Annotated in this window: 11 protein-coding genes, 4 tRNA genes, 2 rRNA genes and 1 other RNA gene; 7 read left to right on the top strand and 11 right to left on the bottom strand. The window is 24.3% G+C overall.

Translation table 11 applies throughout. The annotated features are described in order from the left end of the window. Nucleotides 1-7: 7 nt before the first annotated feature. Nucleotides 8-1,087 carry an alanine racemase gene (alr, locus tag GJT90_RS00100; protein WP_168919886.1) on the bottom strand — a complete coding sequence of 360 codons (1,080 nt, stop codon included), beginning with the start codon at nucleotides 1,085-1,087 and terminating at the stop codon, nucleotides 8-10. A 230-nt stretch (nucleotides 1,088-1,317) separates the two neighbouring features. On the opposite strand from alr, the gene hspQ reads away from it, so the two are divergent. Beyond that, nucleotides 1,318-1,638 carry a heat shock protein HspQ gene (hspQ, locus tag GJT90_RS00095; RefSeq protein WP_168919885.1) on the top strand — a complete coding sequence of 107 codons (321 nt, stop codon included), beginning with the start codon at nucleotides 1,318-1,320 and terminating at the stop codon, nucleotides 1,636-1,638. Nucleotides 1,639-1,704: 66 nt separating this feature from the next. Here hspQ and gltX read toward each other — a convergent pair whose 3' ends face one another. After that, the gene (gene gltX, locus GJT90_RS00090; RefSeq protein WP_168919884.1) at nucleotides 1,705-3,117 is read right to left on the bottom strand and encodes a glutamate--tRNA ligase; all 1,413 of its coding nucleotides are present in this window, start codon (nucleotides 3,115-3,117) and stop codon (nucleotides 1,705-1,707) included. Between the two features lie 135 nt (nucleotides 3,118-3,252). On the opposite strand from gltX, the gene GJT90_RS00085 reads away from it, so the two are divergent. Continuing rightward, nucleotides 3,253-3,325: transfer RNA gene (locus GJT90_RS00085), tRNA-Val, on the top strand. Nucleotides 3,326-3,350: 25 nt separating this feature from the next. Then, nucleotides 3,351-3,423: transfer RNA gene (locus tag GJT90_RS00080), tRNA-Lys, on the top strand. Nucleotides 3,424-4,724: 1,301 nt separating this feature from the next. Here GJT90_RS00080 and GJT90_RS00075 read toward each other — a convergent pair. Continuing rightward, nucleotides 4,725-4,798 (bottom strand) — tRNA-Arg (locus GJT90_RS00075). Nucleotides 4,799-4,896: 98 nt separating this feature from the next. Between GJT90_RS00075 and folD the strand changes: the two genes are divergently transcribed. Continuing rightward, nucleotides 4,897-5,745, top strand: coding sequence for a bifunctional methylenetetrahydrofolate dehydrogenase/methenyltetrahydrofolate cyclohydrolase FolD (folD, locus tag GJT90_RS00070; RefSeq protein WP_168919883.1), 849 nt, complete (start codon nucleotides 4,897-4,899; stop codon nucleotides 5,743-5,745). A 47-nt stretch (nucleotides 5,746-5,792) separates the two neighbouring features. Here folD and rnpB read toward each other — a convergent pair. Both rnpB and rsmI read right to left on the bottom strand, forming a co-directional pair. Beyond that, nucleotides 5,793-6,153, bottom strand: an RNA gene (gene rnpB / locus GJT90_RS00065) — RNase P RNA component class A. A 31-nt stretch (nucleotides 6,154-6,184) separates the two neighbouring features. Then, entirely contained in the window at nucleotides 6,185-7,045 is an 861-nt protein-coding gene (gene rsmI / locus GJT90_RS00060; protein WP_168919882.1) for a 16S rRNA (cytidine(1402)-2'-O)-methyltransferase, read from the bottom strand. Nucleotides 7,046-7,137: 92 nt separating this feature from the next. Here rsmI and GJT90_RS00055 point away from each other — a divergent pair. Continuing rightward, nucleotides 7,138-7,224 (top strand) — tRNA-Ser (locus GJT90_RS00055). Between the two features lie 63 nt (nucleotides 7,225-7,287). Continuing rightward, nucleotides 7,288-7,590: a TusE/DsrC/DsvC family sulfur relay protein gene (locus GJT90_RS00050; protein WP_168919881.1), complete on the top strand. Its 303-nt coding sequence runs from the start codon at nucleotides 7,288-7,290 to the stop codon at nucleotides 7,588-7,590. Between the two features lie 85 nt (nucleotides 7,591-7,675). Here the strand turns inward: GJT90_RS00050 and mreD are convergent, their stop codons facing one another. The 3 genes from mreD to GJT90_RS00035 are packed head-to-tail and all read right to left on the bottom strand — an operon-like array spanning nucleotide 7,676 to nucleotide 10,065. After that, nucleotides 7,676-8,173, bottom strand: a complete 498-nt coding sequence (mreD, locus tag GJT90_RS00045) for a rod shape-determining protein MreD (protein ID WP_168919880.1) — start codon at nucleotides 8,171-8,173, stop codon at nucleotides 7,676-7,678. 7 nt (nucleotides 8,174-8,180) lie between these two features. Further along, complete coding sequence (gene mreC / locus GJT90_RS00040; RefSeq protein WP_168919879.1) at nucleotides 8,181-8,996, bottom strand: rod shape-determining protein MreC; 816 nt, start codon at nucleotides 8,994-8,996, stop codon at nucleotides 8,181-8,183. 25 nt (nucleotides 8,997-9,021) lie between these two features. Then, nucleotides 9,022-10,065, bottom strand: coding sequence for a rod shape-determining protein (locus GJT90_RS00035; protein WP_168919878.1), 1,044 nt, complete (start codon nucleotides 10,063-10,065; stop codon nucleotides 9,022-9,024). 202 nt (nucleotides 10,066-10,267) lie between these two features. Here GJT90_RS00035 and aroQ point away from each other — a divergent pair, with 202 nt between their 5' ends. Then, nucleotides 10,268-10,717: a type II 3-dehydroquinate dehydratase gene (aroQ, locus tag GJT90_RS00030; RefSeq protein ID WP_168919877.1), complete on the top strand. Its 450-nt coding sequence runs from the start codon at nucleotides 10,268-10,270 to the stop codon at nucleotides 10,715-10,717. 21 nt (nucleotides 10,718-10,738) lie between these two features. Here the strand turns inward: aroQ and murB are convergent, their stop codons facing one another. From murB to GJT90_RS00015, 3 genes are all read right to left on the bottom strand, one after another. Continuing rightward, nucleotides 10,739-11,797, bottom strand: coding sequence for a UDP-N-acetylmuramate dehydrogenase (murB, locus tag GJT90_RS00025; RefSeq protein WP_168919876.1), 1,059 nt, complete (start codon nucleotides 11,795-11,797; stop codon nucleotides 10,739-10,741). A 31-nt stretch (nucleotides 11,798-11,828) separates the two neighbouring features. Next, nucleotides 11,829-11,944: ribosomal RNA gene (gene rrf, locus GJT90_RS00020) — 5S ribosomal RNA — on the bottom strand. Between the two features lie 66 nt (nucleotides 11,945-12,010). Next, a 23S ribosomal RNA gene (locus GJT90_RS00015) occupies nucleotides 12,011-14,945 on the bottom strand. Between the last annotated feature and the right edge of the window lie 98 nt (nucleotides 14,946-15,043).

Raw genomic sequence — 15,043 nt, 5'->3', positions numbered from 1 at the left:
AAAATTCTTACTTAAGAAGTCTAGGAACTCTTGGAGATAATGAACACATTAATTCATATCCAATAGTATTTGCAGATTTTGCTACATTATCTATTTTTATATTATTTCCCCATAATTCTACAGAATTTCCTATTTGTGCCGTAGGAATATTTTTTAAATCTACAGCTAACACATCCATACATATATTACCTAATATTTTTGTTTTAATACCTTTTATAAAAACAAAAGTTTTACTAGTAATATTTCTAGGATATCCATCTGCATATCCACATGCAACAATACCTATCTTACGTTTTGTATTTACAGAATATTTACAATTATAACCTATAGTATCTCCTGAAGATACTTTTTGAATAGATATTATTTTACTTTTTAAAGTCATTACTGGTTGTATTTTTTTTTTTGAAATATCTTTCCAATCTCCAGTAGGAGAAGCGCCATATAAAATAATTCCAATTCTTATCCAATCATAATGTGTATAAGGATGCCATAATGTAGCTGCAGAATTAGCAAAAGAACAAGTAAAATTATTATAATTAAAAATATTTTTTTTTATAATATTTAATTGTTTGTATACAAAATGAGAATTTTTTGAAGCATCAGCAAAATGAGTCATTAATGTAATTTTATAAACATTAATATTATTTTTTATAATATTAATTATATTATTAATATTTTTAGGTAAAAATCCTAATCTATTCATACCACTGTTAATTTTAATATATATATTAAGAGGATAATATGATTTATATTTAATTAATGTTTTAATTTGCCATTTATTATGTATTGTGATAGTTAAATAGTATTTATAAATAAAATATAAATCTTTTTTACTAAAAAAACCTTCTAATAAAAGAATAGGTTTATTACAACCATTTTCTCGTAAAATTATAGCTTCTTCTAATGTTAATACAGCAAAACCATCACTCTTTTTAAGAATTGGAAAAATATTTTTAATACCATGACCATAAGCATTTGATTTTAATACAGACCAAATTTTAGATTTAAATGCAATATTTTTTATTATTTTAAAATTATTTTTTAATGCATTAGTATTTATAATAGCCAAAATGGGTCTTGTTGTCATAAATTTAATCTCTATAAATTATTAAAAATGTATTTAAATATTTATTTTAAAATAAATTAGATATAATCTATATTATTTATAAAAAATTATATATATATATTATTTAAAAAAAATTTAAAATTATATAATATTTTTATATGTTTTAATTAAAATTAATATTTAATTTTTAAAAAGTTTATTATATAATTAGAATAATAAAATTGTAATATTTTTATAAAGGATCATTAATAATGATTACTAGTAAATTTGGTCTTGGTCAACAAGTAAGACATAAATTATTAGGTTTTTTAGGAGTTATAGTTGATGTTGATCCGGAATATTCTTTGCGTGATCCTAAAATTGATGAAGTAGCAGAAAGTATAACATTACGTAATAAACCATGGTATCATGTGGTTATGGAAGATGATACAGGACAACCTATACATACTTATTTAGCAGAAGCTCAATTATCAGGAGAACCATTAGATAATGATTACCCAGAAAATTCATCATTAGATGAATTAGCTAATTCAATAAAAAAACAATTGATAACACCTAGATTAAGAAATTAATATTAATTTTAATTTTATATAAATTTACTTAATTAAGTATTTATTTTTTTAATAAATTTTATTATTTTACTGGTTATTTGTTTCTATAAAATTTATTGATTTTTTAATGCGATTTATAATTTTTTTTTTACCCATTAAAAAAATAATATTATTAATAGGAGGAGTATTTATTAAACCAGTAATAGCTGGACGTAAAGTCATCGCTAATTTTGGAAAAGTAATATTTAATTTAGATGAAATTTTTTTTAAAAAAATATTTATATTATCTATAGACCATATTTGAATATCATTCAATTTTTTTAAAAAAATATTTAAAATTATTTTAGTATTTGAGTTTAAGTATTTTTTTATTAAAAAATTATTTTGATAATTTAAATGTTTATAAAAAATATAAAATAGATTATTTATTTCATCTAATGTATTTAATCTATTTTTAAAAAATTCATATAAATTTTCTATGCTTGGATTATTATCAATTTTAATGTTATGTTTTTTACAGAATAATTTTAAATAAATTATCATATTTTTTTTTGATAATTTACTTAAATAATGTTTATTAAACCAATTTAATTTTTTTATATTAAAAATACTAGATGATTTATGAAGATTTTTTAAATTAAATAATTTTTTCATTTCTTCTAATGAAAAAATTTCTTTATTTCCATAAGACCAACCTAAAAGTAAAATATAATTTAATAAAGCATCTGGTAAATATCCTTTTTCTTTATATTCAAAAATATTTACATTATGATTTCTTTTTGAAATTTTTTTCCCTAAATCATCAGTAATTATAGATACATGAGTGTATATAGGTATATCAGCACCAATAGCATTAATAATATGTATTTGTTTAGGAGTGTTATTAATATGTTCTTCTCCTCTAATAACATGAGTAATTTTCATATCCCAATCATCTATAACTACACAAAAATTGTAAGTAGGAATACCATCTGTTCTTTTAATAATAAAATCTTCTAATTCATTATTATTAAATATTATTTTTCCTCTTATTGTATCTATAAATGTAATATATTTATTATTATTAGGTATAAGAAATCTTACGGAATAAGGTTTATTATTATTTTTTTTTATACTATTATTATAACATGTTCTATCATATTTAATTTTTTCTCCATTTACAATTTGTTCATTTCTTTTTTTTTCTAATTTTTTTTGAGAACAGTAACATTTATAAGCAGTTCCATTTTTTAACATATAATTAATAACATTATTATACCGATTTATTCTTTTATTTTGAAAATATGGTCCTTCATCCCAATCAATATTTAACCATTTTAAAATTTCAAGAATATTTTTAACAAAAAATTCTTTTGATCTTTTAAAATCAGTATTTTCAATACGTAATACAAAATTACCTTTATGTTTTTTAGAAAATAACCATGAATATAAAGCAGTACGAATATTACCTATATGTAAATAACCAGTAGGACTAGGAGCGAATCTTGTTTTAATTTTCATTATATTTATATTTAATATTATTTATATAATTAATATTATAATATTAATTATATTTTTTTAAATATTTTTTTTTTTTTTTGAAAAAAATATTGACATTTTTATAGTAAAAAATATAGCATATAAAGACTAAGTTTTGGGTGATTAGCTCAGTTGGGAGAGTACCTCCCTTACAAGGAGGGGGTCGCCGGTTCAAATCCGTCATCACCCAGTAAATTTTATAAATTTTAAAATTTGGGTCGTTAGCTCAGTTGGTAGAGCAGTTGACTTTTAATCAATTGGTCACAGGTTCAAATCCTGTACGACCCAAAATAAATAAATATATCTATATTATTTCATATATTTATTTATATTATAAATTTTGTTAAATTACAGATATTAAAATTATAATTAAAATTAATTTATAAATAATTATGGTATTTTCTTATAAGAAAAGAACATCAACAATACACGATAAATTAAATATCAATTTAAAATATGTAAGTATTATTTTTATATTTAACTAGTAAATATAATAAGAATTTTGATCAATTAAGAAAATATAATTATTTAAAAAAGAGTAATCTTTACAAGAGATATAGTATAAAATAGTATTTTATATTTAGAAAATAGTTTAAGATATGTATTATTTATTAGTGGGATATCAACTACTTATTTTAATATCATAACATTATTATTATTTATTAAAACTAGAAAATTTTATTTTTTATTCTAATGAATATTATTATGATAATTATAAATTATTTAAAAGTTTAACAGAAAAAAATATATAAAATTGAATAACTATATTAGTTAAAAACATTTTTAAAATATTCTAAAAAAACCAAAATTAGTTTTTATAGAAAATCCTAATAATCTTTTATTAAAAAAATTAATATTTTAAATAATTATAAAGAAATTAAAAAAATTAATATAATAAGTATTATTGATAATATATTACTTAATCCATTACTAAAAAATATATTAAATGTAAGATTTGATTTAGTAATTTATTTTTCTTATACTAATAAACATTAAAATGGGCATCCTGATATTATTTTATTAATTATAATTTTATTAAAAAATATAAATATTATAAATAAATTATTATTGTGGAGTGAATAACTAGTGCTGTATCTGATAGCTATCTTTTATTAGACTTTATATTCTATAATAAATTAAAATTAGTTTAAGAAAATATGTTTATTATAATTAAATATTTAAAATTACAAAAATTAATTTCGAAAATATACCATCTTTTACTTAAACATAATATTGTAAAAAAATAATAAAAATAGTTTTGATCTATATCAAATTTAGAATTTAATGTTTTAAAATAGTATTTAAAATTTTTTTAAATTGATTTAAATTATTTACTTTAGTAAAATTTTTCGGTAATATTAAAAATCTTATTTTTCACTCAGCTGTAATTTTTATGAATGTATAACAAAAAAAAATATTAATGTAAGAATTTTTAATTTATTAATTCATAATTAATGCATACTACTATATAGTAGTTATTATAATTAATATTATTATTATTTTTTAGACCCAATAGATTTTATAATAGTCTTAACAAAAATTTTATATTAAGTCAACAAACAAAAATATTATTAATAAGTATAATATTTTGCGCTCTACAGGATTCGAACCTGTGACAAATAGCTTAGAAGGCTATTGCTCTATCCTGCTGAGCTAAGAGCGCAAAAAATATATTTGTATAATAACATTATTATATTATACATTCAAATTAATTTAAATAAATTTATTTCATGTTTTTATTATAAAAAGAGTAATATTCAAATGAATACTAAAATTATTAATGGCCATGTTATTGCTGATGAAATATATTCTAAAATTTTAAAAAAAATGAATAATATTTTATTAAAAAAAAAAAGAAAACCAGGTATAGGAGTAATTTTAGTTGGAAATAATCAAGCATCTAAAATTTATATAAAAAATAAATTAGAAATTTGTAAAAAATTAGGATTTTTTTATGATAATTATAATTTAAATAAAAATATAAGCGAAAAAGAACTATTCAATATTATTGATATTTTAAATAAAAGTAAAAAAATTGATGGTATTTTAATTCAATTACCATTACCTAATAAAATTAATACTATTAATACATTGGAAAAAATATTACCAAAAAAAGATATAGATGGTTTTCACCCATATAATATTGGTCGTTTATGTCAAAGAGCTCCTTTATTACGTCCTTGTACCTCTTTAGGAATATTAAAATTATTGAAATTTTATAAAATAAATACTTATGGTTTAAATACTGTTATTGTAGGAGCTTCTAATATAGTAGGTCGTCCTACAGCTATGGAATTATTATTATCTGGATGTACTGTAACTATTACTAATCGTTATACAAAAAATTTGAAACATCATATAAAATATGCAGATTTACTAATAGTTGCTGTTGGAAAACCTAATTTCATACCAGGTAATTGGATTAAAATAGGAGCTATTGTGATAGATGTAGGTATTAATATAATTAATAAAAATAAAATTACAGGTGATATTGATTTTAATAAAGCAAAAAAAAGAGCAGCATATATTACTCCTGTTCCTGGTGGTATAGGTCCCATTACTGTAGCAACATTAATGCAAAATATTCTATATGCATATGAAAAAACATAATTATTATTTGTAATAAATAAAATTATGTTTTTATTAAAATAATATCTTAATAAAGATAATTATTAAGCCGGATTCTGTCAAGAACAGTCATTTATCTAGAATAATAATCACTTATTATTTCAAGCAGCTTACCCAGATTTATAGTACGGGTTTATACAAATCTTATTTAGCCTTGCTCCTAGTGGAGTTTACATTGACATATATTATTACTAATATATCGGTATGCTTTTACCATACCTTTTCACCCTTACCAAAATAAATTTTTGGCGGTATTTTTTCTGTTGCACTATTCGTAAGTTCACACTTCCCAGTAATTATCTGGCACTATAACCCAATGGAGTCCGGACTTTCCTCTTTTATTATATTAATAATAAATAAATAGTAAAAGCGACTGTTTTAATTAACTTTATTAGTTAAGTATATATTATATTTATTAATATTAATACTTATTATTTATGATAAATTTATATAATATATTTTTTTTTATAGAATAAATTTTTGAAGTAATATTTATTGCTTTTTTAATTGATAATTCTTGTTTTAAAATTAAAAATGTCTGAATTATTTTAGAAGAAATTTTTTTATTAATTTTATAATTATATCCTTCTATAATTAATACTATTTCTCCTTTTAATCTATTAATATCTAATTTTATCCATTTTATTAAATTTGAAATATTATTTCCATATATATTTTCCCATTTTTTTGTTAATTCTTTAGCAAATATTATATATCTATTTTTTCCAAAAATATTTTCTATATCATATAAACATTTTAATATTCTATGTTTAGATTCATAAATAATTATAGTTCTATTTTCAAATTTTAATTCATTTAATCTTTTTATTCTTTTACTTGTTTTTTTTGATAAAAATCCTTCATAGCAAAACTTATCTGTTGCTAAACCTGAAACTGATAAAGCTAAAATAGCTGCACATGGTCCAGGAATAGGTATAATTTTAATATTTACATATTTTTGGCGACATAATTGAACAATTTTATATCCAGGATCACTAATTAATGGAGTACCAGAATCTGAAACTAATCCAATATTATAACCATTTTTTATTTTTTCTAAGAAAAATTTTGCATTTTTTTTTTCATTATATTCATAATAAGGATATAATTTATTTTTAATATTAAAATTTTTTAATAATAATCCTGTTTTTCTTGTATCTTCTGCTAGTATTAAATCAACTTTACGTAAAGTTATTATAGCTCTATTACTTATATCATTATAATTACCTATTGGTGTAGAAATAATATATAAATTACCTAATTTTAAATTTTTATTATTCATATTTTTAATAATTAATCTTTAAATATTTACTTTGAATTTTTAATGAAATATATTATTATACACAATATAATATATAATTATAAATATAATATGGAGGAATGGCCGAGTGGTTGAAGGCACCGGTCTTGAAAACCGGAAATAGATATAACTATTCGAGAGTTCGAATCTCTCTTCCTCCTAAAATTATTATTAATGAATAAGATAAATATCTTAAAATATTTATGTTTTAATGTGGTTTTATAATGTTTATATCTAAGAAAAAAAAAAAAGAATTTCATTTATGGAATGAAAATTTTGCTCTTAAAATAGCTTGTAAAGAAAATATAATATTAACTTCTAATCATTGGAAAGTTATATATACATTACGTTTTTTATATATAAAATTTAATACAACTCCTAATTTGCGTATTTTAATAAATGTATTAAAAAAAAAATATAAAAATATAAATTGGGATAGTGTAGTTCTTTTTAATTTATTTCCGAAAGGATCCATAAGACAAGCATCTAATATTGCAGGATTACCACAAAAAAATATTTGTTTATAATAAATAAAAAACAAATATTTTTTTATATTATGTAGTAGTACTTACTTTAATTAAACATTAGAAAAATACTTTTTATAAAATATTATTATAGAATGTTTTTCCTTTTATTAGGAAAATCTTTACATATAAAATTAATTTTTTTGAAACAAAAATAAATAATAACCCAAATTAAACCATTAAAAATACTTTGTAAAAATAAATTACAATAATTAAATTCAACACTATTTAAAGAATATATAATCATATTTATGATATATAAAATACATGTTATAAATAACATTTTGTATATTATATTAAAATTTATAATTAATTTATAATTAGATAATAAAAAATATGTCAATACACTTAACATTAAACTATAAATTCCTAAAATATTATTTGTAAATAAATCTATAGTTAATCCTAGAAAAAATCCTGTTGTTATATTAATAATATATGGATATTCTAATAACCAATAAATTAAAGTAAGTAATAAAAATGATATATGAAAGATAATATTACTATTTTTAGTAAGTATTATTTGTAAAAATAATGATATTATTAATGTCAAATAAATATAAAGTTTTAAAAAATGATTTTTCATGTTTTTTTTAATTAATTAATAATAATAAATATTTTATTTTTTCAATTTGTATAAATGATTTTATATATGCTTTTTTTAAATTTTTTTCTTTATCAAATATTATTTTTGTTATTATCCCAACAGGATATCCTGCAGGATATTCTTCATCTAATCCAGAAGTAATTAAAATATCTCCTTTATTTATAATAATATCTGATGATATATATTCAGATTGTAATCTTTTTTTACATCCTTGACCATTAATTATAAATTTAATATCACTATTTTTTACTTGTACTGGTATAAAAATATTTTTATTACAAATTAATAAAACCTGACTATTTTTTTTTCTAACTGTTATGACTCGACCTATTATACCTTCTTCATTAAGAACAATTGTTCCTTGTTTTATTTTATCTTTATAACCTTTATTAATAAAAATTTTATTTTTATATATAGGGAAATATATAGGTATTATTTTTGCTAATACATTTTTTTTTTCTTTTACAATTGGTAGTTTAAAAAATTTTTTTAGATTATTATTTTCATATTGAATTTTTTTTAAACTATATAATTTCATATTTTGTTGTAATATTTTATAAGATAAACATCTATTTTGTTTTTGTAATAAATTATTTTTTTTAAAATAACTTAATATAGTTATATATAAATAATATGGTTTATTTATAGTCAAATATATAGGACTAAGTTTTTTATCAATAAAATATCTTATATTTACAAAATAATTAGAATATATATCTGTAGTTATAATTATAAATGAAATTATCATTGCTATAATGATTCTAATAATTAAAATAGGTTTTTTATCAAAAATTAATTTCATAAATATATCATCTTAAGAATTATAATTATTCTTCACTAAATAAATCTCCTCCATGTGTATCAATCATATCTAAAGCTTTACCTCCACCTCTTGCAACACAAGTTAATGGATCTTCTGCTATAGAAACTGCTATTCCTGTTTCTTCTATTAATAATTTATCAAAATTTTTTAATAAAGCACCTCCTCCAGTTAAAACCATACCTCTTTCTGCAATATCAGCAGCTAATTCAGGAGGACATTGTTCTAATGCAATCATAACAGCACTAACTATTCCTGTTAAAGGTTCCTGAAGAGCTTCTAATATTTCATTAGAATTTAATGTAAAACTTCTTGGAACTCCCTCAGCTAAATTTCTTCCTCTTACTTCTATTTCTAATGTTTCTTCATTATTATAAGCAGAACCTATTTGATGTTTAATTTTCTCAGCTGTAGCTTCTCCAATTAAAGATCCATAATTTCGTCTTACATGGCTAATAATAGCTTCATCAAATTTATCTCCTCCTATTCTTACAGAAGAAGAATATACTACTCCATTAAGAGAAATAACAGCTACTTCAGTTGTACCTCCTCCTATATCTATAACCATAGAACCTGTAGCTTCAGAAACTGGTAAACCAGCTCCAATAGCTGCTGCCATCGGTTCTTCTATTAAAAATACTTCTCTTGCACCAGCTCCTTGAGCTGATTCACGAATAGCTCTTCTTTCAACTTGAGTAGCACCTACAGGAACGCATACTAATACTCTTGGACTAGGACGCATAAAACTATTACTATGTACTTGTTTAATAAAATGTTGCAACATTTTTTCAGTAATAGAAAAATCTGCTATAACACCATCTTTCATTGGTCTAATAGCTGCAATATTTCCAGGAGTTCTTCCTAACATTTTTTTAGCATTATAACCTACAGCTGCTACACTTTTAGGAAAACCTGCTTTATCTTGTCTTATTGCAACAACAGAGGGCTCATTAAGTACAATTCCTTGTCCTTTTACATAAATTAAAGTATTTGCTGTACCTAAATCTATAGATAAATCATTGGAAAACATTCCCCGAAATTTTTTTAACATAATAAAAAAACCCGATTTATATGTGATAGTTAATTTAATTAAATAAAAGTAATTTAATTATACTAATTACTATTAATAAATAGTAACATTATATTTAAAATAAATATAATATTATTTAAATAAATTTATTTTATAAATAAAAAAAACATGTTACATTATTATGTATGATAATAAATCATTTTAATTATTTATAGAAAAATTAATGGATAAAAAAATTTACCATATTTTGGTATTAAATGGTCCAAATTTAAATCTTTTAGGTATTAGAGAAACTAAAAAGTATGGGTATCATTCTTTAAGTGATATTATTAGTGTTTTAAATAAAAAAGCAAAAAAAAAATGTTGTAAATTAAGTCATTTTCAATCTAATGCAGAGTATAAATTAATTAATTATTTAGTAAAACATAAAAATTCTTTTGATTATATTATTTTTAATCCAGCAGCTTTTACACATACTAGTATAGCATTACGTGATACTTTATTAGCAATTAATATTCCTTTTATAGAGTTACATATAACAAATATATATAATAGAGAATCTTTTAGAAAAAAATCATTTTTTTCAGATATTTCTAGTGGAATTATTATTGGATTAGGTACCTATGGTTATATTTTATCATTAAAGATGATAATAAAAAGATTACTTGGTTAAAGTAAGTAATTTTTTTATATATCATATATATTTTTTATTTTTTTTAAAAAAAATAGATGGATGAACTTCTCCATAACTATTTATAATTTTTACTTCTGGTTCTAACCAAATATTAAATTTTATTCCTACAGCATTATATATTTTAATGGCTAATTTAAGTATATCCATACCTGTTGCATTATTAGATTTATTTAAAATTATTAATGCTTGTTTTGAATGAACCATAACTCCTTTTCTCATATATCCTTTAAATTTACATTGATCAATTAACCATCCTGCAGATAATTTAAATTTACTTTTTTCTATAGAAATAGGAATTTGAGGATGTATTTTTAGTAGTTTTAATCCTAGTTTAAAAGATATAAATGGATTTTTAAAAAAACTTCCTGCATTACCCCAAATTTTTGGATTAGGAATTTTTTTTTTTCGAATATTACAAATATAATTAAAAATTTTTTGAGGATTAGGATTAGTATTATTTATTTTTAATTTTTTTAAATCTTTATAGTTTAAATTAGGAATCCATTTTTTAGCTAATAATAACCCTATTGAAATGATAACATAATTCTTATAAATATCATATTTAAATATGCTATCTCGATATCTAAATTTACATTCTTTTTTGTTTATTCTATATATTTTATTACTAATAGGATTAATAATATCTACATATTGACAAAAATCCTTTATACTAGCACCATAAGCACCAATATTTTGTATTGGAGCTGAACCTACACTTCCAGGTATTAATGCTAAATTTTCTAAACCATAAATTTTATTTTCTATAGTATATTTTACTAATTTATGCCAATTTTCTCCGGAATTTATATGTAAATTCCAATATTTTGGTAGTTCGTTTATATAAATACCTTTTATTTTATTAATGATAACGATACCATAAAAATCATTTAAAAATAAAACATTACTTCCTTTACCTAAAATTAAACATGGTAAATTTTTTTTTTTATATTTTTTCCATATTTTACATAATTTTTTTAAGTTATTAACTTTTATAATTTTAATAGCATGACTTTTTATATTAAAAGTATTAAAATTATTTAATGGATAATTACAGATCATTTTTATTATTTTTTATTTAAAAATAAAAAAATCCTGGTATTTTCCTACTCTTACATAAGGAGACCTTACACTACCATCGGCACTACAATGTTTCACTTCTGAGTTCGGAATGGATTCAGGTGGTACCATTGCGTTATTTATACCAGGATTTTTTTTATTAAAAGTATTTATTAAATTTAGTTAATATTGAAATCTAAACGATTCTGGTGTTGTAAGGTTAAGACTCACGGGTGTTTATTAGTACTGGTTAGCTTAACATATTACTATGCTTACACATCCAGCCTATCAACGTCATAGTCTTTAACGTCCCTTAAGGAATTTTTATAAATAATTAATAAAAATTCAGGGAAGATTAATCTTAAGGTAAGTTTCGCACTTATATGCTTTCAGCGCTTATCTTTTCCGTATTTAGCTACCGGGCAATGCCATTGGCATGACAACCCGAACACCAGAGATACGTTCACTCCGGTCCTCTCGTACTAGGAGCAAATCCTTTCAATCTTCCAACGCCCACGACAGATAGGGACCGAACTGTCTCACGACGTTCTAAACCCAGCTCGCGTACCACTTTAAATGGCGAACAGCCATACCCTTGGGACCTACTACAGCCCCAGGATGTGATGAGCCGACATCGAGGTGCCAAACACCGCCGTCGATATGAACTCTTGGGCGGTATTAGCCTGTTATCCCCGGAGTACCTTTTATCCGTTGAGCGATGGCCCTGTCATATAGAAACCACCGGATCACTAAGACCTGCTTTCGCATCTGTTCGAATTGTCATTCTTACAGTTAAGCCAGCTTTTGCCTTTGTACTAACCTCACGATTTCCGACCGTGATTAGCTGACCTTAGTACTCCTCCGTTACTCTTTAGGAGGAGACCGCCCCAGTCAAACTACCCACCAGACACTGTCTCTAACCCGGATAACGGGTTTAGGTTAGAATAATAAATATTAAAGGGTGGTATTTCAAGGTCGACTCAATATTAACTGGCGTTAATATTTCATAGTCTCCCACCTATCCTACACATTAATATTAATTATTCAATATCAAGCTATAGTAAAGGTTCACGGGGTCTTTCCGTCTTGCCGCGGGTATACTGCATCTTCACAGCAAATTCAATTTCACTGAGTCTCGGGTGGAGACAGTCTGACCATCATTACGCCATTCGTGCAGGTCGGAACTTACCCGACAAGGAATTTCGCTACCTTAGGACCGTTATAGTTACGGCCGCCGTTTACCGGGGCTTCGATCAAGAGCTTCTTATAAATAATAACTCTTTCAATTAACCTTCCGGCACCGGGCAGGCGTCACACCGTATACTTCCACTTACGTGTTTGCACAGTGCTGTGTTTTTAATAAACAGTTGCAGTCAGCTATTATCTTAGACTGATTTCAGCTCCAAAAGTAAATTTCTTCACCTACAATCAGCGTGCCTTCTCCCGAAGTTACGGCACTATTTTGCCTAGTTCCTTCACCCGAGTTCTCTCAAGCGCCTTAGTATTCTCTACCTGACCACCTGTGTCGGTTTAGAGTACGATTCAATATTATTTATAGCTTAGAGGCTTTTCTTGTAAGCAGGGTATCAATTACTTCGTACAGTAAAGTATTTCGTCATTACGTCTCAATGTTAACAATTATTCGGATTTTCCTAAATAATTCATCTACGCGCTTAAACCAAGATAACCATCACTTGGCTAATCTAACCTTCTCCGTCCCCCCTTCGCAAATAATACCAAGTACAGGAATATTAACCTGTTATCCATCGACTACGCTTTTCAGCCTCATCTTAGGGATCGACTTACCCTACCTCGATTAACGTTGGATAGGAACCCTTAGTCTTTCGGCGAATAGGTTTTTCACCTATTTTATCGTTACTCATGTCAGCATTCGCACTTCTGATTTCTCCAATAAACTTTACAATCTATCTTCAACAATTTACAGAACGCTCCCCTACCCAATAAATAAATAAATCACTTATTGTCGCAGCTTCGGTGTATAATTTAGCCCCGTTATATCTTCCGCGCAGGATGACTAGACTAGTGAGCTATTACGCTTTCTTTAAATGATGGCTGCTTCTAAGCCAACATCCTAGCTGTTTATGCCTTCCCACTTCGTTTCCCACTTAATTATAACTTAGGGACCTTAGCTGGCGATCTGGGTTGTTTCCCTCTCCACAACGGACGTTAGCACCCGCTGTGTGTCTCCCGTGCTAACATTATTCGGTATTTGAAGTTTGCATCGGATTGGTAAGTCTGGAAGACTCCCTAACCGAAACAGAGCTCTACCCCCGAATATGAATTACACGAGGCGCTACCTAAATAGCTTTCGGGGAGAACCAGCTATCTCCCGGTTTGATTGGTCTTTCACCCCTAACCACAAGTCATCCGCTAATTTTTCAACATTAGTCGGTTCGGTCCTCCAGTAAGAATTACCAAACCTTCAACCTGCTCATGGTTAGATCACCGGGTTTCGGGTCTATATCTTGCAACTAAACGCCCTTTTAAGACTCGGTTTCCCTACGGCTTCCTTATACAGTTAACCTTGCTACAAAATATAACTCGCTGACCCATTATACAAAAGGTACGCAGTCACATTTTACAAAATGCTCCTACTGCTTGTACGTATATGATTTCAGGTTCTATTTCACTCCCCTAACCGGGGTTCTTTTCACCTTTCCCTCACGGTACTAGTTCACTATCGGTCAGTCAGTAGTATTTAGTCTTAGAGGATGATCCCCCTATATTCAAACAAGATTTCACGTGTCTCGTTCTACTCTTTGAAACTATAATTATTATATTTTAACATACGGGACTATCACTCTGTATCGTATATCTTTCCAGATATTTCTGCTAATATAATAAATATGTATGTTTCTGGACTATTTCCTTTTCGCTCGCCACTACTAAGAAAATCTCTATTGATTTCTTTTCCTCAGGATACTTAGATGTTTCAGTTCTCCTGGTTTGCTTCATTATCCTATGTATTCAAATAATGATAATATATAGTTAAATATATTGGGTTTCCCCATTCGGATATCATCGATTAATAACGTTTCGAATCAACTCATCGATGCTTTTCGCAGATTAGCACGTCCTTCATCGCCTCTGACTGCCAAGGCATCCATCATATACGCTTATTTACTTAACCTTACAACCCACAATCGTTTATAAAAAATTTAATATTAACTTAGAAAAATAAATACTAAAATTTTTTTAAAAGATAATTATCTAATTTTAAAAGAACAA

Origin of the sequence: Enterobacteriaceae endosymbiont of Donacia dentata, assembly GCF_012570745.1 — a bacterium.
In the GTDB taxonomy this organism is placed as follows: Bacteria; Pseudomonadota; Gammaproteobacteria; order Enterobacterales; family Enterobacteriaceae.
Note: the sequence above shows the minus strand (reverse complement) of the source record. Positions and strands in the feature narration are given on the sequence as shown.

Excerpts from the sequence above, each read along its gene's own strand:
- alr (WP_168919886.1), bottom strand. The coding sequence starts at position 1,087 with ATGACAACAAGACCCATTTTGGCTATTATAAATACTAATGCATTAAAA.
- hspQ (WP_168919885.1), top strand. The coding sequence starts at position 1,318 with ATGATTACTAGTAAATTTGGTCTTGGTCAACAAGTAAGACATAAATTA.
- gltX (WP_168919884.1), bottom strand. The coding sequence starts at position 3,117 with ATGAAAATTAAAACAAGATTCGCTCCTAGTCCTACTGGTTATTTACAT.
- folD (WP_168919883.1), top strand. The coding sequence starts at position 4,897 with ATGAATACTAAAATTATTAATGGCCATGTTATTGCTGATGAAATATAT.
- rsmI (WP_168919882.1), bottom strand. The coding sequence starts at position 7,045 with ATGAATAATAAAAATTTAAAATTAGGTAATTTATATATTATTTCTACA.
- GJT90_RS00050 (WP_168919881.1), top strand. The coding sequence starts at position 7,288 with ATGTTTATATCTAAGAAAAAAAAAAAAGAATTTCATTTATGGAATGAA.
- mreD (WP_168919880.1), bottom strand. The coding sequence starts at position 8,173 with ATGAAAAATCATTTTTTAAAACTTTATATTTATTTGACATTAATAATA.
- mreC (WP_168919879.1), bottom strand. The coding sequence starts at position 8,996 with ATGAAATTAATTTTTGATAAAAAACCTATTTTAATTATTAGAATCATT.
- GJT90_RS00035 (WP_168919878.1), bottom strand. The coding sequence starts at position 10,065 with ATGTTAAAAAAATTTCGGGGAATGTTTTCCAATGATTTATCTATAGAT.
- aroQ (WP_168919877.1), top strand. The coding sequence starts at position 10,268 with ATGGATAAAAAAATTTACCATATTTTGGTATTAAATGGTCCAAATTTA.
- murB (WP_168919876.1), bottom strand. The coding sequence starts at position 11,797 with ATGATCTGTAATTATCCATTAAATAATTTTAATACTTTTAATATAAAA.